This window comes from Flavivirga eckloniae (genome assembly GCF_002886045.1).
GTDB classification, from domain to species: domain Bacteria; phylum Bacteroidota; class Bacteroidia; order Flavobacteriales; family Flavobacteriaceae; genus Flavivirga; species Flavivirga eckloniae.
This window is the reverse complement of sequence record NZ_CP025791.1, coordinates 1,059,909-1,082,537: the sequence shown is the minus strand read 5'-3', so window position 1 is coordinate 1,082,537 and position 22,629 is coordinate 1,059,909. Positions and strand designations below refer to the sequence as shown.

Genomic DNA, 22,629 nt, shown 5'->3' with positions numbered 1-22,629 from the left:
AAAGAGTCTTGATTTCTATTACGAGTGTAACATAAATTTTCATCTTAATTTCTTTTTAATAAGGATGAAAAAAAAAGATTGTTACATAATCAAAAATGTTAAATGATTGAACTTATTTAAGTTGTATCAATTATTTAAACGCTACCTTAAAAACAGTTGCAATCTCGTCCATCTCAGAAGCTTCTGGAGTTGTCACAGTAAGATTATCACCATCTATAGACCACTTTATCTCAGTTTTACTGCCAACTAAAGCGACATTTTTAATGGATTGGTTTTTCGAATTATCTATTACATGTCTAATTTCTATATTCATTTTTTCATCAGGAAGCCCTAGAATATAAATGTATAAGGTCTTTTTATCTTTTGATGTTGTAAATCGTATGTCGTCTTTAGTGTATTTCATTGTAGCAGATTGTCCACCATGAACATTATCTTCTGAAGCAGCGATTCCGTAACCATACGTTGTATGAGTTCTTGTTCCATAAACCGCTTCTTTGTGTTTTTTTATCCAGCTACCAATAGATTTTAGAACATCTTGCTGCTCATTCGGTATTGCTCCACTAGCACGAGGGGATACATTTAATAAGACGACTCCTTTTTTACTCCAAACGTCTATCATGTTACGAATCAGCATTTCTGCGCTCTTGCATTCTAATTTATCCGTATAACTCCAGCCCCATTTTGTTATTGTTATATCTGTTAACCAATACTGTTCTGATATTCCTTTTTTGCCGCCTTGTTCAATATCTAAAAGACCAATATTATTGGGTAAATCTTGTTGTTTATAAAATACAACGGGTTCCTGTCCACGGTTGATACCAGAATTAAAGTGATGAGCTACCATTTTTTTTCGATGATTTTCAGGGATTAAATGAAGCCAGGAATCAAACCAAATCATATCGGGAGCATATTTATCAACAACTTCGTTCACCTGGTTCAACCAGTAGTCGTTAAACTCTTGTTCTGAAAGATTTCCGTACAAATACTTTAATTCAGGATCTTTGGTAGATGTTATTAATTGAGGGTGGTATGGATAGTAGCTGTTGTTAGACATCATTGGAGCAGTGCACTTATCTGCCCATTGCGTTGTATCTTTTGCATGACGTGCTAAGTTTCGGGCATGATGAAATGTTGCAATGGTTTTAATATTACGGTTTTTCAACTCCTCAAATAATTCACCAGTAATATCTTTATGTGGCCCTTTATCTTTTGCATTAAATGGGTTTACTTCACTGTCCCACATCGCAAAACCATCATGATGTTGAGCTACTGGTCCTGCAAATTTAGCACCAGATAATTCAAATAAGTCTACCCATGCTGCTGCATTGAATTTTTCAGCCTTAAACATTGGTATAAAATCATGATAGTTAAAGTTTTCAATACCTCCATAGGTTTCATTATGGTAAGGACGAACTGGTCCTCCCCATCCTTTTACGGGGAGTTTTTCAAAATACATCCATCTTGGGTACTTTTCATCATAATACTCTGGAACCGTGAATAATCCCCAGTGAAAGTATATTCCAAATTTTGAATCTTTAAACCATTCTGGTTCTGTATTATGCGTTGCTAAAGACTCCCATGTCGGTTCGAAGATTACTTTTTTACTATCTGTTTTTGCTTTGTTATTGTTGCAGGATGCTATTGTTAAGGCTATCGAGAGTACTAACACTATATATATTCTTCCTTTTAATCTAATCATATTATACCGTATTATTCGTTTTCTAGTTTGTTTAACCATATGACCGTTTACGATTTGTGTATAGTTACGTAGTTAAACAACTAATTTAATAAAACATGGAACGAATCAGGGGAAAATCCACAGGATTTTTCGGGTAGACTAGAACCAAGCTATTATTTTTATTCAGTTTCGGTTTAATGTTCTCTAAATTAATGGGCGCAAATCTCTTTAACCGTAAAAAAAGCATTAGCTTTGGTAAACAATTTCCCTAGTAAAGTTTGGCCTTCAAATTTGTTTAGTAAAGCACAAATTAAATTTTAAGTTAAGAGCAAAATGTATATATTTACAATCATCACTCTTCCTTAATTAATCATTAATAATTAAAATTTTATAGAATTTTAACTTAAGGTTTCTTTATGTTGAATTTTAAGTAACAGATAACTAATCTTGAATTATATGTTCACGAAACTTTTTAAATTATGAGTGATAAAACAAAAATATCAAAAGAGTTTTTGAAAGATTTTAACTGGGGGTATCAGGTTGCTAAAGAACTTGGATTAAAACCTAATGATATTACAGGTATGAGTGCCAGTAAAAATAGAACACAAGCAATTAAGGATGGTGTAAAGCAATACCAAAAAGAGCAGGCCCATAAAAAGAATAGGGAAGAAGAAGGCATTAAAAGGTAAATCCTTTTAGGTACCTTGTTCGTAAGATGAGTAGGTTGTGTGGGGAGCATTGAACCTCTTGAAAAATTTAAAGTTATATCCGTTAACAACAACGATCGTTCTTCAAGAAATGTCTCCTTAAAACTAAACAGATAAATCTTTAAAGATAGTGTTATAAGATAATCTTGATTTGTTAGGTATGCTTTATAAAAGTAAAACCCAAGATTATAAATCTTGGGTTTTTATTTCCTTGTTGTTCCTGAAAAAAAGGTTAAGCTCCTATATTCCTATTATTATTAAATAAACTTAAGAAGAAATGTCGCAGGGACTCTTAAGTAGAAAGAACTTTCTTTTTTGATTTAGATATTTCAGTATAATTTTAAATTCTAAAATGTTTAAAATGATATGCTTACATTTAAGATTTTTATTACAATACACTTTAATTTGTAAATTAATATGGATTTTAAATCAATTTATATTCAATTATGTATTACCGTTTTGTTTTCATGTTCGACTAGAGTAGTAGCGCAAAAAGAAGAAATCTGGAAAGAAGCAACTGTTTTCGAGTTTAATAAACCTTATGAAACTATTACTGTTAATTATGACGGTGAAGAGTTTGTTTTAGATGTAACGAGAAAAACGAAATTTTTACTTGGAGAGAAAAAATATATTTCTAAAGAAAAAATTTTCATAGGAAGTATTGTAGATGTTGCTATAGTTATAGAAAGTAGGAAAAGAGTATTAACTAAAGTATCACTTAATAAAGATGAATATGGAGATATAAAAAAGTTTGAGGGCGTTATTGAATCTTATAAAGGTGATACAGCAATTATAGATGGGAGAAAAGTAGCATTAACCGATAAAACTACTATTAAATGCAACGGAGGATCTGATTGTGCTTGTAGCAAAGGAAGAAGCTTTTTAGGTTTTAACGAGCTACAGTTAGGAAGTTTTTTAACCGTTTATGTAGATCGAAATGATAATGGTGTTTATATGGCATCTAAAATAGAGGTTTGTAAAAACACTTATGGTAAAGTAGATCAGGAATTTATGCTAAGCTTATCCAATGATTTTGATGCCACTAACCTGAATCAATTTAAAAGCATACCAAGTAATGTGTTTAAAGCGGCTAACGGATTGCATAATGGTACCATAAAACTAGGGAATTTAGAATTTAAATTATTAGATGATATCCGGGTTCAAGGTTATATTAATATGATAGGGAATAATGTATTACCTGTTTATGCTAAAGAAGAGAGTTTTTCTAAAGAACACAAAGTGATTTTTAGGTTTTACGTTATTGAAAGTGATATACCTAATGCCTTTGCACTGCCCAATGGGATGATATTTATAAATACTGGTTTGTTAAAACTTATGGAAAATGAAGCTCAATTAGCTGCAGTCTTAGGACATGAAATTGCACATGTCACACATGAACACAGTATAAAGGAGTATAAGATCACCAGATTTACCAATAGTAATATTGGTAAAAAGACTTCTAAATGGTTAAAACAGACTGTAAAAAAGAAAATGAATGTTGGGGAAGGTACCCTGGTAGGAAAGGCTTTAAATACAGCTTTAGAGCGTACAATTCCAGAAACAGTCATGAATTTATATAGTAAAAGATATGAAACACAATCAGATAGAGTGGGCTTGTATTATATGATAGAAGCTGGGTATGACCCAAGAGAAGCCGCGAATTTTTGGAAGATTATGATGAAAAAAACTAGTGATCGAAAATTTAAGAATAATATTTTTACTTCCACCTTAAGTATGATAAATAATATAAGAGTAGATGAGGTAGATTATAGTGTTTTAACTGAAGATGGTATAGATATATTAGTTGAAAGTCTTTTAGAAACCATATATACATCACACCCGCTTGTTATTAAAAGACTTGGTGATATTAACTACTTATTGAGTACGACTTATAGAGATAAAGATTTTAGTCTGTATGATATTAATAAAGGAGAGTTTGACCAACATTTTAGATTTGAAATAATAAATAATAAATTATTAAAGAAATATTATAAAGCTGAAAAAATGTACGATAAAGGGAATAATTTAGAAAAGAAAAATGCATTAAGAATTTGGCTAGATATCGAAGATGATGTAATTTCTTCAAAAGAAAACCTAGCTTTTTTTATTAAACTCTATAAAAACATAGCAAAAGCTTATCTGAATTTAAATGAAATAAAACTATCAATATTATATTTCAAGAAAATAAATTCTTTGAAAGATAAAGCTTTAAATGATGATTTATATAAAATACTGTCTTCTGATTCTTTAATTGAGGATTTAAACCGTAATTCAGCTAGTTTTGATGAAACGTTTATTTTGAAAACAAAGAGAATAATATTAGAAGAAACTGGCTCTAAAAAACTAGCGGATATGATGAAAAATTCAAATCAGTGTTTTGAAACACTCGAAACATTAGCTTATTTCAAAGAAAAGGTAAAAATGAATTTAACTTCTAAAAAAGAAGGTACTAAAGTATTTTATAGAAGATGGGTTAACAGAAACAATGAAAAGGCTTGGAAACCAGTATTTACTGATAAAACTTTTCCAGTTTCCAGAGCGAGGTATCAAGTAAAATATATGAAAAATGGTATCGAGATTATAGAGGATTTACCTTGCTCACAAGAATGTCATTATCAATTTAACTAAAACTAACATGTCGATTTATTTCTCTAACTTTTTGAATAAGCTAAAGAAAAATGCTCATTTATTAGGTTCAGTGGTTACTTCTTTTTTGGGTTACTTTGCCATATACAAAATAATACCAGAACCAATATACGGTTTTAAAACTTTTGGAACATTTATAATAGCTTTGGCTGTATTGGGAGCTTTTTATTGTAAAGAAAAAATTAAAAAGAATTTTATAAAATCTTTATTAGCCACTCTATTTTTATTGGCATTATTAGCCATAATGCACTTTAAATATGTTGTAAAAGTGGATTATAATGATGGCTACTATTCAAACGTTCTTATAGGGACAAGTATTTCTGATTCAGAATTAAAAATATGGAATACTCATTCAGATATCATTAAGCAAATTGGAAAAGATATGGAGGATATAAAAAACAGTTATAACAACTACTATTTGATATTAGTTATATATTCAATGTTATCATTAAGTTTTATTTTTTCCTTTGTGTTTTGTCTCAGTGGTATTTTAGAAATAAAATCTAAAAAAGAATTAGCATGAGCTTTTTTATTCATTTTGATTAATCTGATTCTCAATTATTATATTAGATAATTGAATCAAACTATGTTGTACCCAAGCAAAAAAACCAAGATCTTCTAAAATCCTGGGTTTTCCTTTGTTTACTTTGTAGCGAGAGGGGGGCACGATCCCCCGACCTCCGGGTTATGAATCCGACGCTCTAACCAACTGAGCTACCTCGCCGTTAATTGCGGGTGCAAATATAAAAACATTATTATTGTAAGCAAACAGATATCTAATAAAATATTATTAAAAATAGTTGTAATACTTGTCAATTAATGTATATATTGGGATCATAAAATTTTTAAGGTATTTATGAACGATAAAATTAGATTTGATATTGAGTTTCCAATACACGCGTCGCCACAGCTGTTATATCAATATATTTCGACTCCCTCTGGTTTATCTGAATGGTTTTCAGATAACGTAAACTCTCGTGGTGAATTGTTCACTTTTATATGGGATGATAGTGAAGAACAAGCAAAATTGCTAAGTAAGAAAAGCGGCGAACGTGTTAAATTTAGATGGCTGAATGATGAAGACGATCAGGTTTCGTATTTCGAAATAAGAATCCAGGTAGATGAGATTACAAAAGATGTATCATTAATGATTACAGACTTTGCAGAAGAAGATGAAGTTGACGAAGCTAAGATGCTTTGGGAAAACCAAATTTCCGATTTAAAGCATGTATTAGGTTCTGTTTAATTCTATATTTTAAATTATATTTGCCCCGCTCTTATAATACCCATTAGAGTGGGATTTTTTTTATGATAAATTTTAACGGAAATATTCTAGAAGAAAACAGTGTTCTTCCTATTGAAAATAGAGGCTACAGTTATGGTGACGCCCTGTTTGAAACTATAAAAGCAAGTTTTGGTAAAATTTTATTTTGGGAAGATCATTATTTTAGACTCATGGCTTCTATGCGTATTATGCGTATGGAAATTCCAATGAATTTTACCATGGAATATCTAGAAGAACAGATTCTTAATACCTTAGAGTCTAATGGGCTGCTAAAGTCATCAGCAAGGGTGAAACTCATGGTGCATAGAAATGAAGGGGGATTATATACCCCAAATTCTAATGAGGTGAGTTTTATTATTTCTGTAAAGCCTGTTCAAGATGATTTTTATATGCTTCAGGATAGCTTTTATGAAATAGATTTGTTTAAAGACTATTATGTATCGCCTAGTTTATTATCTACCTTAAAAACGAATAATAAGGCGTTAAATGTGGTTGGAAGCATTTACGTAAAGGAAAACAATTTAAACAATGGTTTGGTTTTAAATACCAATAAGCATGTCGTAGAAGCTCTTAATGGCAATATTTTTGTTGTAAAAGGTAACGTTATTAAAACAGCTCCGATTAGTGATGGTTGTTTAAAAGGCGTGATGCGTAAACAGATTATAGACATTATAAAAAGTATACCAGATTACGAAATTGTAGAAGACTCCATATCTCCGTTTGAGCTTCAAAAAGCCGATGAAATTTTTATAACAAACGTTATTGTAGGAATCCAACCAGTTACGAAGTATAGAAAGAAGGTTTACGCTAATGGAGTATCTAAGGATTTATTGCAAAAGTTGAATGTAAAAATAAGGCTGAACTAATTATAGTTTGGGTTTTCTGGCGCATTAGACCAAATACTGTACTCTCCACCAAACTCTAGCATTTTCTCTTTCCAAAATGATTTATAGTCCTTTTCTATAATACCATTTTTGTAAATATTCTCGGTAACAACCCAGGAATTAGCTTTAAGCTCATCTTCTAATTGGTTTGCTTCCCAACCGGAATACCCAAGAAAAAAGCGGATATCATTTTCCTTTATTTCCCCTTTGGTAATAAGCTCGACAACTTTGCTAAAATCGCCTCCCCAAAAAATACCTAAGGAAATCTCAATGCTTTCAGGAATTAAATTAGGGATTTTATGAATGAAGTATAAATTATCCTGTTCTACAGGTCCGCCATTATAAACCTTAAAAGCAACATCAATTTCGGGAACTAATTCATTAATAGTATAATCTAAAGGTTTGTTAAGAATAAAACCTATAGAACCATCTTGGGAATGATCTGCAATCAATACGATCGATCTGTTAAAAGAAACATCACCTATTATTGCAGGTTCAGCGATTAACAAATTACCTTTTTTGGGTTTTAATGTTATCATTCTTTCGAGGTTTAGCAATTAAATCTAACATTTATTTATTAAAAAAGCAACTGTTTTACTGATATAAAAAAAGATGCCTTTAAAAATTAAAGGCATCTTTTTAATATAAAAGAAGTAAATATTAGTTTACTGCATTTGATAAATCTGATCCAGCTTTAAACTTAACAACGTTTTTAGCTTTAATTTTTATAGTTTGTCCAGTTTGAGGGTTTCTTCCTTCTCTAGCAGCTCTTTTAGAAACTGACCAAGATCCAAATCCTACTAAAGAAACTCTGTTACCTTTTTGTAAAGCACCTTCAATTTCTATAATAGCACACTCTAAAGCTTTTTTTGCAGCAGCTTTAGTGATTCCTGCGTGTTCTGCCATTGCGTCGATTAAATCTGTTTTGTTCATAATATAAAATTTAATTATTAATAAATTGGTTAAACATTATTGTTAAATCCTACTACAAATTTATACGGATTATAAAACCATGCAAGTAATAGCAAGGGAAAAACGTGGTATTGTTAATAACTTGACCCTTTTGTTAATAAAGGAAGTGCATTTCATCGAGTTTTTGAAATATCAATGAAAATAAGGGTTTTAGAGCACTCTGGCATTTTCTTTAAAATCGTAACCGTTTAATAAAGATTTTATATCCATAGCACGTTTACCGGGCAGTTTAATTTCTTTTACAATAATGTAACCGTTTGTAACAGCTATTTTTAGCTCTTTCTTGCTACAAATAATAGTTCCAATGCTATTTGTATGAGATACAGTTTCCTTTTCTGCCTTATATATTTTTATATCCAAGGTTTGGTCTTCATTTATTAAAGTGCACCAGGCTGATGGATAAGGGCTTAAACCGCGTATTTTATTGTAAATATTATCTATAGGTGCATTCCAATCAATTTTGCAATTATCTTTATTTAATTTGTAGGCTGTTTTTATACCTTCGGTAGCTTTTTGAGGGGTTGTTTTTACCGTATTACCTTTTATCGAGTTTACAGTTTTTAGAACCAAATCGCTACCAACGTGCATTAATTTGTCATGAAGGCTTCCTACGTTTTCATCAGGTTCAATATTTACCTCTTCTTGAAGGATCATATCGCCAGTATCAATTTTTTCATCAATAAAGAAGGTTGACACTCCCGTAGTTGTTTCGCCATTAATAATTGCCCAATTAATGGGAGCAGCACCACGGTAGTTAGGTAGCAATGAAGCATGTAAGTTAAAGGTGCCATATTCAGGCATTTGCCAAACCACTTTAGGAAGCATTCTAAATGCCACGACAATTTGAAGATTGGCATTAAGTTCTTTTAGTTCGGTTAAGAAATCTTCACTTTTTAAATTGGTTGGCTGTAAAATGTTCAAGTTGGCTTCCTTTGCATATAGTTTAACAGCACTTTCGTTTAGTTTACGTCCGCGTCCAGCCGGTTTGTCGGGTGCCGTTATAACACCAACTATATTATATTGGTTTTCTACTAAAGCTTTTAAAGTGGCAACAGCAAAATCTGGTGTGCCCATAAATACGATTCTTAAATCCCTCATATATGGTTTAATTTGTATGTGTTTGTTGGAGTAATAGTTATAAGGTTATGTTCTAATAGTAATTTTAAAACTATTTTTAAATCTGATTCTTTACATTTTAGAATTGAAATGATATCTCTAGATGATAGATCACCTTTTTCTAATAATTCAAGAATATCTTTTTTCAAGGTGTTTGCGTCTTGCCGATTGGTATCTTTTTTAGAATTAATACAAACCGAGCAGATACCACAAGGCTCTATGTCTTTTTCACCAAAATAGGTGAGGAGCTGCACACTTTTACAAACAGAATCGTTTTCAATATAATTAAGAATAGCGTTAACCTGATTCTGTTTTAATTTGTTTTGCTGTTCTATGGTCTGCGCAATTCTATTAATAGTTTTATCATCTTCCCGAGGTTCAATAAAAGTGATTTGAGCATCTGTTTTTGCCAGGTTTAGAGAAATAATTTCATCTTTTTCTAGTTGTAGAAGCGTTTGTATTAATTTATTTTCGGTTACCGATGCTTTTTTAGAAATCTTCATGAGGTCAATCTTGGTAATATGGTCAAAAATACCACCATACATCCTCAATATGGATTTTATAATTATGCTATAATCCTGATGCGTTTCTAAGTAATTAAAAAGCGCAGTACTCGATATTATAAATTGAGTCGTTACTTTATTTTTAAATTGTTTCGATAAGGTGATAACACTATTTCTATCTAATAACAACAATGCATTATAGCATAAAACAGAACTAAAGTTATAGGTCTTACAAAAGGCGTTAAATTCAAAATCGAAAGTTTGGTATTCGCCTTCACCGTATGATATTTGAAAGTAACTGCATAATTTCCTGTAAACTTGCTTAACAAAATCTACAGTTGGTAAAACGCTTAAAAACTGATTTTTTACTAAAACCGGATCGCTGTTGTTTTTTAAAATTACAGCAAAAGCCTTTTTGCCATTACGTCCTGCACGACCAGCCTCCTGAAAATAACTTTCAATACTTTCGGGTAAATTAAAGTGAATAATGGTTTTAACATCAGGTTTGTCAATACCCATACCAAAAGCATTAGTTGCCACCATAACCTGTTTTTGGTTTTGCGACCATGCTGCCATGTTGTTCTCCTTTTCAATATTCGAAAGTCCGCCGTGGTAATGGGTAGACGTTATGTTTTTAGATTTTAAAAAGGCACATATTTCTGTAGTTAGTTTTCTATTTCTAACATAAATTATGGACGATGCTTTATGTTTTTTTAAGATGGTTTCCAGTCGGTAGTACTTATCATCTTCATGAAAAACCATATATGCCAAGTTTGGCCGCACAAAAGATTGCTTGAATACTTTGGGCTGAATAAAATCGAGTTCGTTTATAATGTCTTCAACAATCTCTGGTTTTGCCGAAGCGGTTAGGGCAACGACATTTACACTAGGTTGTATTTGACGTAAAAGGGATATATTCTTGTATGCAGGTCTAAAATCGCTTCCCCATTGAGAAATACAATGTGCTTCATCTACAGCTATTAAATTAACATTCATTAGTCTGATGCGATCCTGCACCAACTCTTGCTGTAAGCGTTCTGGCGATAAATACAAAAACTTATAGTTTCCATAAACACAGTTGTCTAAAAGCGTATCTAATTGATTATAGCTTATGCCGCTGGTAATGGCCATGGCTTTAATACCCTTGTTGTTTAAGGCCTGTACCTGATCTTGCATTAGGGAAATTAAAGGCGAAATAACAATACAAATGCCATCTTTAGCTAAACCAGGAATTTGAAAGCATAATGATTTGCCGCCACCCGTTGGTAATAACACAAAAGTATCCTCACCTTCAATAATGGCGTTAATAATGGCTTCTTGATTGAGTCTAAACTCTGTATAGTTCCAATAACGTTCTAATATGTTTATGGGATGTTCCATATTACATATCCAATGTGTTTAAAATAAAATCGGTTCTATTTTCAACGGTATCGAAAGGGACATCAATAAGTTTGTAATTATAATGTTGGTAGGTGTTCAATAGGCAGTTGTGGATGTTTAAAGCCTGCTCAAAATTTTCATAGCGTTCATTGTCGCTCTTGTAAATGGCTTTCCATGGCTTTAATATAAAAACGGTATCGTAAACAACATTTTTACAGACATTTTCAAAACTTTGCGGATAGGAGTCGCCAATATAATCCATATAGGCTAGTACATCTGGGATGCCTCTATCAAAAAAAACAAGGTCTGAAGATGCTTTTTCTGCATGTAGAAATTGTTCCTGCCGTCCTTTTAAAATCAATTCACTAAACAATAATGGATTGGTTAAAAACAGCTGATCTACACCATTTTTTTGCGCGTCTAAAGTAACTTGACGAGATATTTCTTCAAGACAGGTATAATTTCTATTAATCAATTCATTTATTAAGGTAGATTTACCTGTTCCTGGTCCGCCAGTTATTACTATCTTTTTAGTGCCCAAATCGGAATTATTTTGCCGCAAAATTCGGAATTAAACTGCGATAAAAAAAATATGGAGAAAAACAGTTGTTCCTGTCATTTTTTATAGGCAAAGAATTGGGGCTAAAAGTTAGCACAACTTCATCTGTTAAATACTACTTAGGCGAACTGTTCATGAAGCAGCTGGAACACCTTCAAAAAAAGGTTTGTTATGTTGTGCTTGTTTGAATGGCGAAGAAAAGCTAAAGGATCTAAAAAGTAAGATTAAAAAGATGTAGAATAGGTATAACCATCAATAATTCGTAAAACCCAAGTTAGTCAATGTAAAATGCGGATATAAGCAGATGAAACTGTATATTTGTACCATTATAAAAAAGACTATGAGTACATCTCCAAATTCTGAAGAATTTTATGAAAAACTAAAAGGGCAATTATATGAAACAACAAATTGGCCATCGGAATATTTATATAAGTTCATTATAAAATCTGATGCCGATAAATCTGAAAAGTTAGAGGCTATTTTTAATAATATGGGAGCTGTTATAAGTAAAGTAGCATCTAAAAATGGAAAATATACAAGTGTTTCTATTAATTTAAGGATGAGTAGCCCAGAAACTGTTATTGAAAAGTATAAAGAAGTTGCAGAAAAAGTAGAAGGGGTGATAAGTCTTTAGTTTTTTTTTGTATTTTGCGCAAGCATAGCACTTACATGCAGAAACATATAACTCTACACATTTAATTTTGACGATAGATAACTTAGAATACAATACAGAGCGTGAGCATTTAATCATTCCAGAATATGGGCGCCACATGCAGAAAATGATTAACTACGCTAAAACTATACAAGTAAAAGAGGAACGTAATAAAATTGCTAAAGCCATTATTTCTGTAATGGGAAATATGCAACCACATTTGCGTGACGTTCCAGATTTTCAACATAAACTTTGGGATCAGCTTTTCATTATGTCTAATTTTGAATTGGATGTAGATTCTCCTTTCGAGAGGCCAACCAAAGAACTTTTTGAAGAACGTCCTGAGCCTTTAAAATACCCACAAAATTTTCCTAAGTACCGTTTTTATGGAAACAACATTAAAACGATGATCGATGTTGCAAATACCTGGGAAGAAGGTGAGCTTAAGGAAGCTTTGGTATATACCATTGCTAACCACATGAAGAAGTGTTTTTTAAACTGGAATAAGGACACTGTTGAGGATGCTGTAATTTTCGATCATTTATTTGAGCTTTCCGGAGGGAAGATTGATCTTAAGGAATCTAAAGAAGATTTATCAGATTCATCTAGTCTGATGCGTTCTAAAAGCAAGTTTTCAGGTGGCAGTAGCAAGAAAGGTCACCATAAGAAAAAACAAAGAAAACGCTACTAGTTTACAAGCATGGGAACATTTAAAATTGAAGGGGGGCACCAGCTAAAAGGAAGTATTCAACCTCAAGGTGCTAAAAATGAAGCGTTACAAATTTTATGTGCTGTTTTATTAACACCAGAATTAGTAACCATTAACAATATACCAGATATTGTTGATGTTAATAAGCTAATTAGTTTATTAAGAAAGCTGGGTGTTAAAATTGAAAAAATTAAAGACAACTCTTATACATTTCAAGCAGACGATATTGATTTAGATTATTTGGAATCTGATGCGTTTAAAGTTGATGGTCGTGGCTTAAGAGGGTCGATTATGATTGTTGGGCCATTATTGGCGCGTTTTGGTAGAGGGTTTATCCCTAAGCCGGGAGGCGATAAGATTGGAAGACGACGATTAGATACACATTTTGAAGGTCTTATTAATCTTGGAGCCAAGTTTAGATATAGCAAAGAAGAACAGTTTTATGGTGTTGAAGCCGATAAATTAAAAGGGGCCTATATGCTTCTTGAAGAAGCCTCGGTTACCGGAACTGCTAATATCGTAATGGCGGCTGTTTTGGCCGAAGGTAGAACAACCATATACAACGCAGCTTGCGAGCCTTATTTGCAACAGTTGTGTAAGATGCTAAATAGAATGGGAGCCAAAATAAGTGGTGTTGGCTCTAATTTGTTGGTTATTGATGGTGTTGAAGCTTTAGGAGGAACAGATCATACCATGTTACCAGATATGATTGAGATTGGTAGTTGGATAGGACTTGCTGCTATGACTAAAAGTGAGCTGACGATTACTAATGTGTCTTGGGACGATTTAGGAGTAATACCGAATGTTTTTAGAAAATTAGGGATTACTGTTGAACGCCAGGGCGACGATATTCATATACCCGCACATACAGATGGTTATGAAATACAAAACTTTATTGATGGTTCTATCTTAACCATTTCAGATGCACCATGGCCAGGGTTTACGCCAGACTTGTTAAGTATTATTTTGGTAGTAGCAACGCAAGCCAGAGGTAGTGTTTTAATACACCAAAAAATGTTTGAAAGCCGTTTGTTCTTTGTCGATAAACTAATCGATATGGGGGCAAAAATTATATTGTGCGATCCGCATAGAGCCACTGTTATAGGACATGATTATAAGTCGACATTAAAAGCGACAACTATGACCTCGCCAGATATTAGAGCTGGAGTATCGCTACTTATTGCGGCACTTTCTGCTAAAGGAACATCTACCATTCAAAACATTGAACAGATTGATAGAGGTTATGAGCGTATAGATGAACGTTTACGGGCTATAGGTGCCAAAATTGAAAGAGTAGAGTAGATAGAGTTATTGAGATAGCTATCCCCTTGGGCATAAAGAGATAGCAAATAGTTACTTGTTACCTTTTTGCAAAACGTAATTCGTCGTATTGATCCTTAATATATTTTAGGAAGTAAAGGCCTTTGGAATCTGTGTCTTCAAATTCTTTCCAGGTGTCTTTTGAAAAGTTATAATACTGTCGGACTTGTTTGGGTTTTTTAAGTTCAATTTCTAAAATTTCACTCTCAGAGTCATAACCAATACTATTAAGTATCGAAGACTCAATTTGTTTTCGTTTAATCATGGTTAAATTTTTTAATTAGGGGTAATACCAAAAGTAAGATTTTTTAATCGGAAATAAAACACCTATTTATACGTTTAAGCGCAGTATTTACTTATTTTTTAATACTGGTTTTAATACGCATTAAGTCGATTTTTAAACAAAACAAATTCCTTTGGAATAAGTAATTTATTGATATATAATTATTTAAAGGTGGTTGCGGATGTGCTGTTACTCGTTTGATTTTTTGCCTAAAATATAAAGGTAATCTCCCAAATTGTTTTGATAAGTCTGGGTAATTTCATCGAATTTACCACTATGAATGTCTTTTTTTAAATCGATTAACCCCTGTTTAACTTCCTTTTGATTAGCCAAAGATGAAAATGAAGATATACCATGTCTAACCTGTTCGTTAAAATAAAGTTCAGGATTTTGTTTTCCACAATACAGAAATTGATCTTGTAAATCTGGTTTAATAAAGTAGTTTTCTGTTCCTAAAAATGTAATACCAGTATCCTTCATAGCAGATTTAACGCTTTCTAAAGTAGGCATTTGGTTTATAGAGTCTAATAGCATTTTTGGAAAATAATGATTGAGCCAATAACCTTCCATTTGTTCTGGTGTAGATGTAAAGATTACCATATTACCATTTGGTTTTAAAACTCTTTTTAGTTCTAAAAAGGCTGTTTTTAAATCAGTCCAATGATGAATTGTTAAAGAGCCAACGATTCCATCTACATAATTATCAGGCAATCCGCTGTGTTCTGCAGTACCAATTTTCCATTCAATGTCTTTGTTTTTACTTCTTGCCTCTTCCAACATTTTTTCGGAAGGATCAATACCAATAAACTGAAACCCTTTTTTCTGCAGTTCGTTTGTGTAATTTCCTGTACCACAGCCAATATCCAAATAAATACCGTTCTTTTTAGGATTTAGATGATGCAATAGTTGCTGTGTTAAAAAAGGATCGGCTTTTCTGGTAAGATTGTAATCAATACCTATTTTATCATATTTGACATCCATAGCAGTAAAGTGTTTAAGGTAATATTTAACCATTCAAATTTATTAAACCTATAGCCATTATCCAATCCATACATGTAGTACTTTATCGTAAAGTATTATATTATGATAAACTGGTTGGGGATCTAAAAAGTGTTATTCAGAATGACCTGTACGGAGTATTTCGGTTATGCTTAGCATAAACAAGAAGGGCTTAGTAGGTTATTATCAGTAAGTAAGAATTATTTTTATTGAGCAATTTTCTTAAACAAAATATTGAATTTTTTTTTCACCTATGTCTAAAAATAATAGACGAAAAGCAATCTATAATAAAAAACAGTTATATTTTTTGATTTTATGATGGTGATTATTTTCTGGTGTTAGAAATAAAAAGGATATTTGGATAACCCCAAAAAAACAGAAAATGTATAAAAAAATCACATTAGTATTAGTTATTGCACTAAGTTTAAGTTTCATTTCTTTTTCTTCAATGGAGAATAGTGTAAATGAGGTACCTCAAGTTGAAAAAGCCGTTTTCGGAATTACATTGAGGTATTATAATAAAGATTCAAAGGACTATGAATTTAAAGTAAAGTCATGTGGATCGACAACAAAGGTTAAATTTGGTAAAAGTAGAACGGCTTCAGTAACGATTCAAACAGGATGCAGTGATGCTATTATCTATGATAATTGTAAAGAAGTTGAAGTGAAAAAAGATGATAAAATTACCATTAAAGATGGTTGTATTACGATAAATTAATATTATTAAATTAAGATTAACAAAAAGCTTTAAGATTTCTTTTCTTAAAGCTTTTTTTGTGTTTAAAATTAAAGTTTATACCAAAACCTATTAAACCCTAGTCTACCAGGTTTTTCTCCGGGTGCTTTATAATAAAGGTTAATTTCGGCTCCTCCATCAAATTGAAAGTATTCGTAACGAATAGGATGTAAGCCTTTTTCTAAATACACTACTGTAGATTTTTGCTCGAATGCCGCATGTCTCCAGTCGTTATTAATCATTAATTTATCATGTATATAGAATTTAAGACCATCGTCTGAAGTTAAGGCAAAATAGTGGTATCCACTAGTTTTAGCTTCAAAATATCCCTTAAAAACACTAGCAAAGGATGTTTTTTTAGGAAAAGATTGTAATTCAAATCCTTTAGTTACAACACCAGTTTTTAAACTATTTAAGGTATCAAAATCGGGAAGTTTCTTAAAATCACCCTCATAATAAGTATAGTGTAGACCAGCTAAATACTTTTTACCTTTTTTTATACCTTTTAGCTTTTTACCTTCAACAAATTCACCACTTATAGCAGGTCGTGTATTGTCTCTTTTTAAAGGGATCTTTACCTTAAAGGTGGTCGGCTTAGATATGCTAACGGAGTCTTTCATGAATTCGGAGTTGAAATCCGGTTCACTTCCGTCTAAAGTATACCTCAATTTTTCGTAAGGCTGCATCATGAAAATAGATAAGGGAATACCAGGAATAACTTCACCTTGATTTGGTACAAACCTAATCGAGCTGTTTCTATGATCTTGAGATATAAATTTTATACCATCATAATTTAGTTTATAAATAACACTATTATGAGTTTCGTCTTCGTAAGCTACAATTTTCCAATCTAAATTATCAGGAGCATGTTCTTTTAAAGCAGCTTCCATAGAATCAATACCCATACCTTTATACGGACCACCTTTTCTAGCTCCAATAAATAAAGTTTTACCACCAACGTTAGGTAATTTTTCTTTAGCCAATTTTACCAAAAGTTGATTGTCGTACCAAAATGAAGGGTCTCCCACCAAGTATGAATCAAAATACTCTGGAGATCTAAGCAAGGCGTGCATAACGCAAAGTCCACCAAAAGAGTGTCCTGCAAATGTGTTACGACCAGATGTTTTGTATTTGGATTCTACAAAAGGCATAACTTCTTTTCCAATAAAATCGATAAAATTTTCGGAGTTACCAGATGTTGGTAAATTATTCAATTTTGAAGGGGTCATATCAGAAGTTCTGTCGGGGCTAACCACTCCAACAAGAATTATTCTTGGAGCCATGGTGTTATTGTGCATAAAGTCTAACAACGATTTTCGCAGCTTCATATTCCATTTGGGGTCTAACATGTACTGTACATCGTATTCGGTCCATTCATTATAACCTTTAGGTAGGGCTATTTGTATTTCACGATCGCCTTCCATATACTTAGATGTTATGGTAAAGGATTCTCCGGGCATATCTTGTGCATGTATTAAAGAACCAGATGCCAGAATGAATAAAATAAAAAGTGTTGATAAATGATTTTTGATTGATACTTTCTTCATTGTAAAGATTATTTTTAGTTATTGTTTTTTAGACCCACTATTATCGTGCCGTGATTTAAGTTGTTGGTATATATTCGTTTATAGGGATTTTATTTTTTAAAATATATGAAAATGATACAGAATTGTTCGATACTGATATAGCTTTTATGATGGTATATTGGGCAGTATGATACTTTGGGAAATAAAAGATATGTTTTAGATTTAATTATGTTAGAGTTTGATTGTGTAATTAGACTACATAATTTCTACATTGTTACACAAAATCAGCAAAATATTCAACCTATTAAGAAACTTGGGTTAGAATACTAAGAAGTTTATTATATGATCTTTATAAGGGAAAAGTTTTATTGAAGCGCTTCTTTATAGACCTGTAAACAGCGTTCGCGAGCAAATTTATGATCTACTATAGGGGTAGGGTAAGTGAGCTCTTGAAAATCTGGCACCCATTTTTTTATGTATTCTAAGTTTTTGTCGAATTTTTCAATTTGACTGGTTGGATTGAAAATTCTAAAATAAGGAGCAGCATCTACACCGCAACCTGCTACCCATTGCCAATTACCTATGTTGCTTGCCATATCGTAATCGTGTAGTTTTTCAGCAAAATAGACTTCACCCCAGCGCCAATCAATAAGTAAATGTTTGCATAAAAAACTACCAACCAGCATGCGTACACGATTATGCATAAAACCAGTCTGGTTGAGTTCCCGCATACCTGCATCTACTAAAGGATACCCCGTTTTTCCTTCGCACCACGCTTTGAATTCAAGCTCATTGTTTTTCCATGGAATACGATCGTATTTTGGTTTAAAACTTTTTGTTTTAGTGTGCGGGAAATGCCAAAGTATTTGCATGAAAAATTCGCGCCAAATAAGTTCTTGCCAGAATATTTCATTGTCTTCTGCTATAGCCTTGTTTACTATATCTCTAATACTAACAGTGCCAAAGCGTAAATGAGGGCCTAATTTGGAAGTGCTATCCTTTGCTGGGAAGTTACGAGTGGCTTCGTAGTTTTGAATAAGGTTTGATGTTAAGGAATAAGGCTTAATGATTTGATTAGACCTAGTGAAACCAATATCTGATAAACTTAAATTAGGCAGAGATGTATCTTTAATGAGATTAGATAACAAACGCTCTGAACTATGGTTTTTAAGATCAAGTTTTTTAAAAGTTTCCTTCCACCGTTTCATATATGGTGTATATACCAGATAAGGAGTTCCATTACTTTTAAGGATATCGTCTTTTTCAAAAATAACCTGATCTTTAAAAGTTTTTAATTCAATTTTATGACTATTTAAAAATGTCTTGATCTCTGTGTCTCTTGTTCGTGCATATGGTTCGTAATCGTGGTTTGTGTAAACCGCTGCAATCTTGTAATCTTGGATTAATTGCTTGTAAACCTCTAGCGGATTTCCATGATATATGGCAATGCTGCGGTCAAACTCATTTTTAAGTTTTGTGTTAATATTTTGAAGTGTGTCGTAAATGAATGTAACCCTAGCATCATTTTTAGGAAGCTTATTTAATATCTCATGGTCGAATATAAAGATGGGTAATACAGGATAATTACTTTTTAAAGCTTCAAATAATGCATGATTATCATTTAGCCTGAGGTCGCGACGGAACCAAAATATGTTTGTTTTTTCATGCATACAATAATACTAGGTTGTTTTACTTTAGAGAAAACTTCGAATTCCTATAATCGGTCTTGTTGCGTTAATATTTACCAAATAATTCTTCTAACTTTTTGGTTCTGTAATTAAATATCTCTTCAAGTTTTGGCTTTACTAAAAAGGGATGAACAAGCTGCCCTAAAATGCCAAAAGGTATTTTATAATCAATAATATCTTCCATTTCTATACCTCCATCGATCTTCTTTATAAAATGCTTATGGTGCCATAAGGCATAGGGTCCAAAACGTTGTTCGTCAACAAAGTATTGTTTGTTTACAACATGTGTTATTTCTGTAACCCATTTCGTTTTAATTCCCAAAACAGGTGTTACTATATATTGAATGATCTGTCCGGCGAACATAGGTCTGTCTGCGCCAGATAAAATATTAAACCCCATATATTCTGGCGTGATTGTTTTTAAATTCTTTGGGTCTGAAAGAAAATCCCAAGCCAGATCAACACTAATAGGTAGATTTTGCTTTTTATGTAATCTGTAAATTTTCATGTTTAGTTGTTTAGCAGAATATAAGCGTTTAAGGATGTCGCAATGCACAACCAGATTAAGTATGGCAGAATTAATATGCTTTTAAATGTTAGAACTTTTATATAGTCATATAAAAACTTTGCAACAATGATGGTTAATAGTACAATAGTTAATAATCCCAGGCCAATTAAATGTTGGTTAAAGAAAATATAATTCCAGATAATATTGAGTATAAATTGAATACCGAACAAGCGGATTAATTTAGCTTTTGGAACTACTTTATATAAATAGCCCATGTATACAGAAAAGCAGATCATTATTAAGGTCCACGCTGCTCCAAATACCCATCCGGGAGGAGTCCACGGTGCTTTGTTCAAGTCTTGATACCAAATAGTTTGTGGGCCATTAGCCATGAGCCAACTTCCTATAGCCAAGGCACCGAAGTTAATGGTCAAGAATACAAAAATGTATTTAAGTAATTTCATTTGCTAAGTGCTTCAATTTGTTCTGCTATAACTTCAGCTTCGGCATATTTCTTATCACTTTTAGACCTGTCTATGCTAGATAAAGCATGCCACTCTTTCATTAGCGATTTATATTTGTCTTGCAGTTTTTCTAATTCGGATTTCTTTTTAAATAAACCAAACATTGTTTTTATTTTAAATGTTTTACAATTTTCGTACTTAAAGGACTGGTTATAGAAAAATAATAATCTATTAGCCTTCCATTTGGATCAACTAAATATTTTTGAAAATTCCATTTTACTTTGGAATTTGTTTTGCCATTTTTAGATTTTTGAGTTAACCAAGTATAGAGTGAATGCTGATTCTTGCCTTTTACATCAATCTTTTCTGTAATTAGAAACGATACACCATAGTTGACTTTACAAAAAGTTTCTATTTCATTAGTGTTTCCCGGTTCTTGACCTCCAAACTGGTTGCATGGAACTCCAATAATTTGAAGTTTTTCCTTGTGCGCATCATACAACTTTTGTAAATCTTTATATTGAGGTGTAAAACCGCATTTTGAAGCTACATTTACAAATAGGATGTATTTTCCTTTATATTCAGATAGGTTAATAGGGCTTCCGTTTAACGCGTTAATCGTTACCTCGTAAATAGATTTTGGTTCTATGTTATGAGACTTGTTTCCTTTCGAGAACAAGGTTGTTGTAAAAAACTTTAACACACTCATATTCTAAATTTTAAAACTTACAATACCGCAGTCCATTTGTATAACTTGACCTGATAGCGAAGCTGCTTTATCAGACAATAAAAATTCTGCCATATCTGCCACTTCATCAGGGTTTAAAAATTTTTTAAGCGGATGTCTTTCTGTAATGTTAGCTATCATTTTTTCATTACGAAGTAATTTTGAAGCTAATTCTGTATTGGTGACAGTTGGAGCAATGGCATTAATTCGAATTTTTGGCGCAAATTCGGCGCCTAACGATTTTACAAGCCCTTCAACTCCAGCCTTAGATGTTGCTATGCTTGCATGAAAAGGCATGCCTAATTTAACAGCTACTGTGCTAAAAAGTACGATGGCAGGCTTGTTTCCGTTCTTTAAAACGGACAAATACTTTTGGATTACTTTAACAGCGCCTAATACATTAATCTCGAAGTCATTTTTGAAATCGTCTATGCTTAATCGGGCTATGGGTTTTAAATTGATGCTTCCTGGGCAGTAAACTAGGCCATCGGCAGTATTTATTTCGGGGAGATCATCATTTAAAATATTGCAGTTATAATGAGTTAAATTCTTGTGTACTTGTTGGGGAGATGTTCTACTAATATTCACTACTTTACAGTAGTGGAGAAGTTTTTTTAAAATGGTATTTCCAATTCCTTTACTTCCTCCAACTACTATAATAGTGTTCATTTTTAGTTTTTTAAGGCCTCCCTTTGAGGCGTTTTTCTATCTTTTGTTTCACAGCAGTAAGGCGTTTCATTAAATCCATAATGTCCTTGTCCTTATCCTTTTTGTAAATATCGTTTAGGCTTAATATAAGGTCTTTAACCTCTCTTGATGCTTCAATACGCTCACTGGTAGTTTTAAATGTATGTTTACGCTGTTCAAATTCTATCGCTTTCTCTATCAGTTCCATAATCTTAATCTTATTAACTTTAATTTTACTCGGGTAAAATATTGGTATTTACCCACAATTTGACAATATAGTAAAATCTGCGATATTTTTGATTTTTATATGGATTAATTAAATAAATTTTAGTATTTGCAATAAAATATTGACTTTAAAACTTTTTTTAAAATAATTTATGCTGTTAACGGAGCGCCTTTTAATCGCTTTTCAACTTTACGCTTAATTGCGGTAAGTCGCTTCATAATATCCATAATCTTTTCATCTTTTTTAGCCTTATATATTTGATTTAAATCTAAAATTAATGCTTTTGCTTCTCTTGAAATCTTTACTCTATCACTTGTAGATAATGATCTCATTTTTCTTTGCTCAAATTCCAGAGCTCTGTCTATTAAATCCAT

Annotated in this window: 26 protein-coding genes and 1 tRNA gene; 9 read left to right on the top strand and 18 right to left on the bottom strand. The window is 32.2% G+C overall.

What is annotated here, in order from left to right:
- Positions 1-130: 130 nt before the first annotated feature.
- Entirely contained in the window at positions 131-1,699 is a 1,569-nt protein-coding gene (locus C1H87_RS04475; protein ID WP_102754665.1) for an alpha-L-fucosidase, read from the bottom strand.
- Between the two features lie 458 nt (positions 1,700-2,157).
- Here C1H87_RS04475 and C1H87_RS04470 point away from each other — a divergent pair, with 458 nt between their 5' ends.
- The 3 genes from C1H87_RS04470 to C1H87_RS04460 all read left to right on the top strand — a co-directional run bounded on the left by C1H87_RS04470 (position 2,158) and on the right by C1H87_RS04460 (position 5,554).
- On the top strand, positions 2,158-2,367 hold the full coding sequence (locus C1H87_RS04470; RefSeq protein WP_102754664.1) for a hypothetical protein: 210 nt from the start codon (positions 2,158-2,160) through the stop codon (positions 2,365-2,367).
- A gap of 435 nt (positions 2,368-2,802) precedes the next feature.
- Positions 2,803-5,013 carry a M48 family metalloprotease gene (locus C1H87_RS04465; RefSeq protein ID WP_102754663.1) on the top strand — a complete coding sequence of 737 codons (2,211 nt, stop codon included), beginning with the start codon at positions 2,803-2,805 and terminating at the stop codon, positions 5,011-5,013.
- Between the two features lie 7 nt (positions 5,014-5,020).
- Positions 5,021-5,554, top strand: a complete 534-nt coding sequence (locus C1H87_RS04460; RefSeq protein WP_102754662.1) for a hypothetical protein — start codon at positions 5,021-5,023, stop codon at positions 5,552-5,554.
- A 127-nt stretch (positions 5,555-5,681) separates the two neighbouring features.
- Here the strand turns inward: C1H87_RS04460 and C1H87_RS04455 are convergent.
- Positions 5,682-5,755, bottom strand: a tRNA-Met gene (locus tag C1H87_RS04455).
- Positions 5,756-5,887: 132 nt separating this feature from the next.
- On the opposite strand from C1H87_RS04455, the gene C1H87_RS04450 reads away from it, so the two are divergent.
- On the top strand, positions 5,888-6,277 hold the full coding sequence (locus tag C1H87_RS04450; protein ID WP_102754661.1) for an START-like domain-containing protein: 390 nt from the start codon (positions 5,888-5,890) through the stop codon (positions 6,275-6,277).
- 62 nt (positions 6,278-6,339) lie between these two features.
- On the top strand, positions 6,340-7,182 hold the full coding sequence (locus C1H87_RS04445; RefSeq protein ID WP_102754660.1) for an aminotransferase class IV: 843 nt from the start codon (positions 6,340-6,342) through the stop codon (positions 7,180-7,182).
- Here C1H87_RS04445 and C1H87_RS04440 read toward each other — a convergent pair.
- The 5 genes from C1H87_RS04440 to C1H87_RS04420 all read right to left on the bottom strand — a co-directional run bounded on the left by C1H87_RS04440 (position 7,179) and on the right by C1H87_RS04420 (position 11,712).
- Complete coding sequence (locus C1H87_RS04440) at positions 7,179-7,739, bottom strand: YqgE/AlgH family protein (RefSeq protein WP_102754659.1); 561 nt, start codon at positions 7,737-7,739, stop codon at positions 7,179-7,181. The two genes, C1H87_RS04445 and C1H87_RS04440, sit on opposite strands and share 4 nt — an antisense overlap.
- A 121-nt stretch (positions 7,740-7,860) precedes the next feature.
- The gene (locus C1H87_RS04435; RefSeq protein WP_102754658.1) at positions 7,861-8,133 is read right to left on the bottom strand and encodes an HU family DNA-binding protein; all 273 of its coding nucleotides are present in this window, start codon (positions 8,131-8,133) and stop codon (positions 7,861-7,863) included.
- Positions 8,134-8,322: 189 nt separating this feature from the next.
- The gene (gene fmt, locus C1H87_RS04430; protein WP_102754657.1) at positions 8,323-9,270 is read right to left on the bottom strand and encodes a methionyl-tRNA formyltransferase; all 948 of its coding nucleotides are present in this window, start codon (positions 9,268-9,270) and stop codon (positions 8,323-8,325) included.
- Positions 9,267-11,171 carry a RecQ family ATP-dependent DNA helicase gene (locus C1H87_RS04425; RefSeq protein ID WP_102754656.1) on the bottom strand — a complete coding sequence of 635 codons (1,905 nt, stop codon included), beginning with the start codon at positions 11,169-11,171 and terminating at the stop codon, positions 9,267-9,269. The genes fmt and C1H87_RS04425 overlap by 4 nt, the downstream gene beginning before the upstream one ends.
- 1 nt (position 11,172) lies before the next feature.
- The gene (locus C1H87_RS04420; protein WP_102758174.1) at positions 11,173-11,712 is read right to left on the bottom strand and encodes an AAA family ATPase; all 540 of its coding nucleotides are present in this window, start codon (positions 11,710-11,712) and stop codon (positions 11,173-11,175) included.
- A gap of 358 nt (positions 11,713-12,070) precedes the next feature.
- Between C1H87_RS04420 and C1H87_RS04415 the strand changes: the two genes are divergently transcribed.
- The 3 genes from C1H87_RS04415 to murA all read left to right on the top strand — a co-directional run bounded on the left by C1H87_RS04415 (position 12,071) and on the right by murA (position 14,393).
- Positions 12,071-12,364, top strand: a complete 294-nt coding sequence (locus C1H87_RS04415; RefSeq protein ID WP_102754655.1) for a DUF493 family protein — start codon at positions 12,071-12,073, stop codon at positions 12,362-12,364.
- Between the two features lie 67 nt (positions 12,365-12,431).
- Positions 12,432-13,073: a DUF4290 domain-containing protein gene (locus tag C1H87_RS04410; protein ID WP_102754654.1), complete on the top strand. Its 642-nt coding sequence runs from the start codon at positions 12,432-12,434 to the stop codon at positions 13,071-13,073.
- A gap of 9 nt (positions 13,074-13,082) precedes the next feature.
- On the top strand, positions 13,083-14,393 hold the full coding sequence (gene murA / locus C1H87_RS04405) for a UDP-N-acetylglucosamine 1-carboxyvinyltransferase (protein WP_102754653.1): 1,311 nt from the start codon (positions 13,083-13,085) through the stop codon (positions 14,391-14,393).
- Positions 14,394-14,451: 58 nt separating this feature from the next.
- Here the strand turns inward: murA and C1H87_RS04400 are convergent, their stop codons facing one another.
- Both C1H87_RS04400 and C1H87_RS04395 read right to left on the bottom strand, forming a co-directional pair.
- Positions 14,452-14,676 carry a KTSC domain-containing protein gene (locus C1H87_RS04400; protein WP_102754652.1) on the bottom strand — a complete coding sequence of 75 codons (225 nt, stop codon included), beginning with the start codon at positions 14,674-14,676 and terminating at the stop codon, positions 14,452-14,454.
- Positions 14,677-14,883: 207 nt separating this feature from the next.
- Positions 14,884-15,708, bottom strand: coding sequence for a class I SAM-dependent methyltransferase (locus C1H87_RS04395; RefSeq protein WP_233783341.1), 825 nt, complete (start codon positions 15,706-15,708; stop codon positions 14,884-14,886).
- A 367-nt stretch (positions 15,709-16,075) separates the two neighbouring features.
- Here C1H87_RS04395 and C1H87_RS04390 point away from each other — a divergent pair, with 367 nt between their 5' ends.
- On the top strand, positions 16,076-16,411 hold the full coding sequence (locus C1H87_RS04390) for a hypothetical protein (RefSeq protein ID WP_233783339.1): 336 nt from the start codon (positions 16,076-16,078) through the stop codon (positions 16,409-16,411).
- Between the two features lie 68 nt (positions 16,412-16,479).
- On the opposite strand, the gene C1H87_RS04385 is transcribed toward C1H87_RS04390, so the two are convergent.
- From C1H87_RS04385 to C1H87_RS04350, 9 genes are all read right to left on the bottom strand, one after another.
- Positions 16,480-17,976, bottom strand: coding sequence for a PA14 domain-containing protein (locus C1H87_RS04385; protein ID WP_102754650.1), 1,497 nt, complete (start codon positions 17,974-17,976; stop codon positions 16,480-16,482).
- 344 nt (positions 17,977-18,320) lie between these two features.
- Entirely contained in the window at positions 18,321-19,625 is a 1,305-nt protein-coding gene (locus tag C1H87_RS04380) for a cryptochrome/photolyase family protein (protein ID WP_102754649.1), read from the bottom strand.
- Between the two features lie 64 nt (positions 19,626-19,689).
- Complete coding sequence (locus C1H87_RS04375; protein ID WP_102754648.1) at positions 19,690-20,151, bottom strand: SRPBCC family protein; 462 nt, start codon at positions 20,149-20,151, stop codon at positions 19,690-19,692.
- 2 nt (positions 20,152-20,153) lie between these two features.
- A complete protein-coding gene (locus C1H87_RS04370) occupies positions 20,154-20,615 on the bottom strand; it encodes a TspO/MBR family protein (RefSeq protein WP_102754647.1) in 462 nt (153 codons plus the stop codon).
- Positions 20,612-20,779 carry a Lacal_2735 family protein gene (locus C1H87_RS23265; protein WP_158655118.1) on the bottom strand — a complete coding sequence of 56 codons (168 nt, stop codon included), beginning with the start codon at positions 20,777-20,779 and terminating at the stop codon, positions 20,612-20,614. Before C1H87_RS23265 ends, C1H87_RS04370 begins: the two co-directional genes overlap by 4 nt.
- A gap of 5 nt (positions 20,780-20,784) precedes the next feature.
- A complete protein-coding gene (locus C1H87_RS04365) occupies positions 20,785-21,324 on the bottom strand; it encodes a glutathione peroxidase (protein ID WP_102754646.1) in 540 nt (179 codons plus the stop codon).
- A gap of 3 nt (positions 21,325-21,327) precedes the next feature.
- The gene (locus C1H87_RS04360) at positions 21,328-22,011 is read right to left on the bottom strand and encodes an SDR family NAD(P)-dependent oxidoreductase (RefSeq protein WP_102754645.1); all 684 of its coding nucleotides are present in this window, start codon (positions 22,009-22,011) and stop codon (positions 21,328-21,330) included.
- 10 nt (positions 22,012-22,021) lie between these two features.
- The gene (locus C1H87_RS04355) at positions 22,022-22,237 is read right to left on the bottom strand and encodes a hypothetical protein (protein ID WP_102754644.1); all 216 of its coding nucleotides are present in this window, start codon (positions 22,235-22,237) and stop codon (positions 22,022-22,024) included.
- A gap of 167 nt (positions 22,238-22,404) precedes the next feature.
- The gene (locus tag C1H87_RS04350) at positions 22,405-22,629 is read right to left on the bottom strand and encodes a hypothetical protein (RefSeq protein ID WP_102754643.1); all 225 of its coding nucleotides are present in this window, start codon (positions 22,627-22,629) and stop codon (positions 22,405-22,407) included.

Excerpts from the sequence above, each read along its gene's own strand:
- C1H87_RS04475 (WP_102754665.1), bottom strand. The coding sequence starts at position 1,699 with ATGATTAGATTAAAAGGAAGAATATATATAGTGTTAGTACTCTCGATA.
- C1H87_RS04470 (WP_102754664.1), top strand. The coding sequence starts at position 2,158 with ATGAGTGATAAAACAAAAATATCAAAAGAGTTTTTGAAAGATTTTAAC.
- C1H87_RS04465 (WP_102754663.1), top strand. The coding sequence starts at position 2,803 with ATGGATTTTAAATCAATTTATATTCAATTATGTATTACCGTTTTGTTT.
- C1H87_RS04460 (WP_102754662.1), top strand. The coding sequence starts at position 5,021 with ATGTCGATTTATTTCTCTAACTTTTTGAATAAGCTAAAGAAAAATGCT.
- C1H87_RS04450 (WP_102754661.1), top strand. The coding sequence starts at position 5,888 with ATGAACGATAAAATTAGATTTGATATTGAGTTTCCAATACACGCGTCG.
- C1H87_RS04445 (WP_102754660.1), top strand. The coding sequence starts at position 6,340 with ATGATAAATTTTAACGGAAATATTCTAGAAGAAAACAGTGTTCTTCCT.
- C1H87_RS04440 (WP_102754659.1), bottom strand. The coding sequence starts at position 7,739 with ATGATAACATTAAAACCCAAAAAAGGTAATTTGTTAATCGCTGAACCT.
- C1H87_RS04435 (WP_102754658.1), bottom strand. The coding sequence starts at position 8,133 with ATGAACAAAACAGATTTAATCGACGCAATGGCAGAACACGCAGGAATC.
- fmt (WP_102754657.1), bottom strand. The coding sequence starts at position 9,270 with ATGAGGGATTTAAGAATCGTATTTATGGGCACACCAGATTTTGCTGTT.
- C1H87_RS04425 (WP_102754656.1), bottom strand. The coding sequence starts at position 11,171 with ATGGAACATCCCATAAACATATTAGAACGTTATTGGAACTATACAGAG.
- C1H87_RS04415 (WP_102754655.1), top strand. The coding sequence starts at position 12,071 with ATGAGTACATCTCCAAATTCTGAAGAATTTTATGAAAAACTAAAAGGG.
- murA (WP_102754653.1), top strand. The coding sequence starts at position 13,083 with ATGGGAACATTTAAAATTGAAGGGGGGCACCAGCTAAAAGGAAGTATT.
- C1H87_RS04400 (WP_102754652.1), bottom strand. The coding sequence starts at position 14,676 with ATGATTAAACGAAAACAAATTGAGTCTTCGATACTTAATAGTATTGGT.
- C1H87_RS04395 (WP_233783341.1), bottom strand. The coding sequence starts at position 15,708 with ATGGTTAAATATTACCTTAAACACTTTACTGCTATGGATGTCAAATAT.
- C1H87_RS04390 (WP_233783339.1), top strand. The coding sequence starts at position 16,076 with ATGTATAAAAAAATCACATTAGTATTAGTTATTGCACTAAGTTTAAGT.
- C1H87_RS04385 (WP_102754650.1), bottom strand. The coding sequence starts at position 17,976 with ATGAAGAAAGTATCAATCAAAAATCATTTATCAACACTTTTTATTTTA.
- C1H87_RS04380 (WP_102754649.1), bottom strand. The coding sequence starts at position 19,625 with ATGCATGAAAAAACAAACATATTTTGGTTCCGTCGCGACCTCAGGCTA.
- C1H87_RS04375 (WP_102754648.1), bottom strand. The coding sequence starts at position 20,151 with ATGAAAATTTACAGATTACATAAAAAGCAAAATCTACCTATTAGTGTT.
- C1H87_RS04370 (WP_102754647.1), bottom strand. The coding sequence starts at position 20,615 with ATGAAATTACTTAAATACATTTTTGTATTCTTGACCATTAACTTCGGT.
- C1H87_RS23265 (WP_158655118.1), bottom strand. The coding sequence starts at position 20,779 with ATGTTTGGTTTATTTAAAAAGAAATCCGAATTAGAAAAACTGCAAGAC.
- C1H87_RS04365 (WP_102754646.1), bottom strand. The coding sequence starts at position 21,324 with ATGAGTGTGTTAAAGTTTTTTACAACAACCTTGTTCTCGAAAGGAAAC.
- C1H87_RS04360 (WP_102754645.1), bottom strand. The coding sequence starts at position 22,011 with ATGAACACTATTATAGTAGTTGGAGGAAGTAAAGGAATTGGAAATACC.
- C1H87_RS04355 (WP_102754644.1), bottom strand. The coding sequence starts at position 22,237 with ATGGAACTGATAGAGAAAGCGATAGAATTTGAACAGCGTAAACATACA.
- C1H87_RS04350 (WP_102754643.1), bottom strand. The coding sequence starts at position 22,629 with ATGGATTTAATAGACAGAGCTCTGGAATTTGAGCAAAGAAAAATGAGA.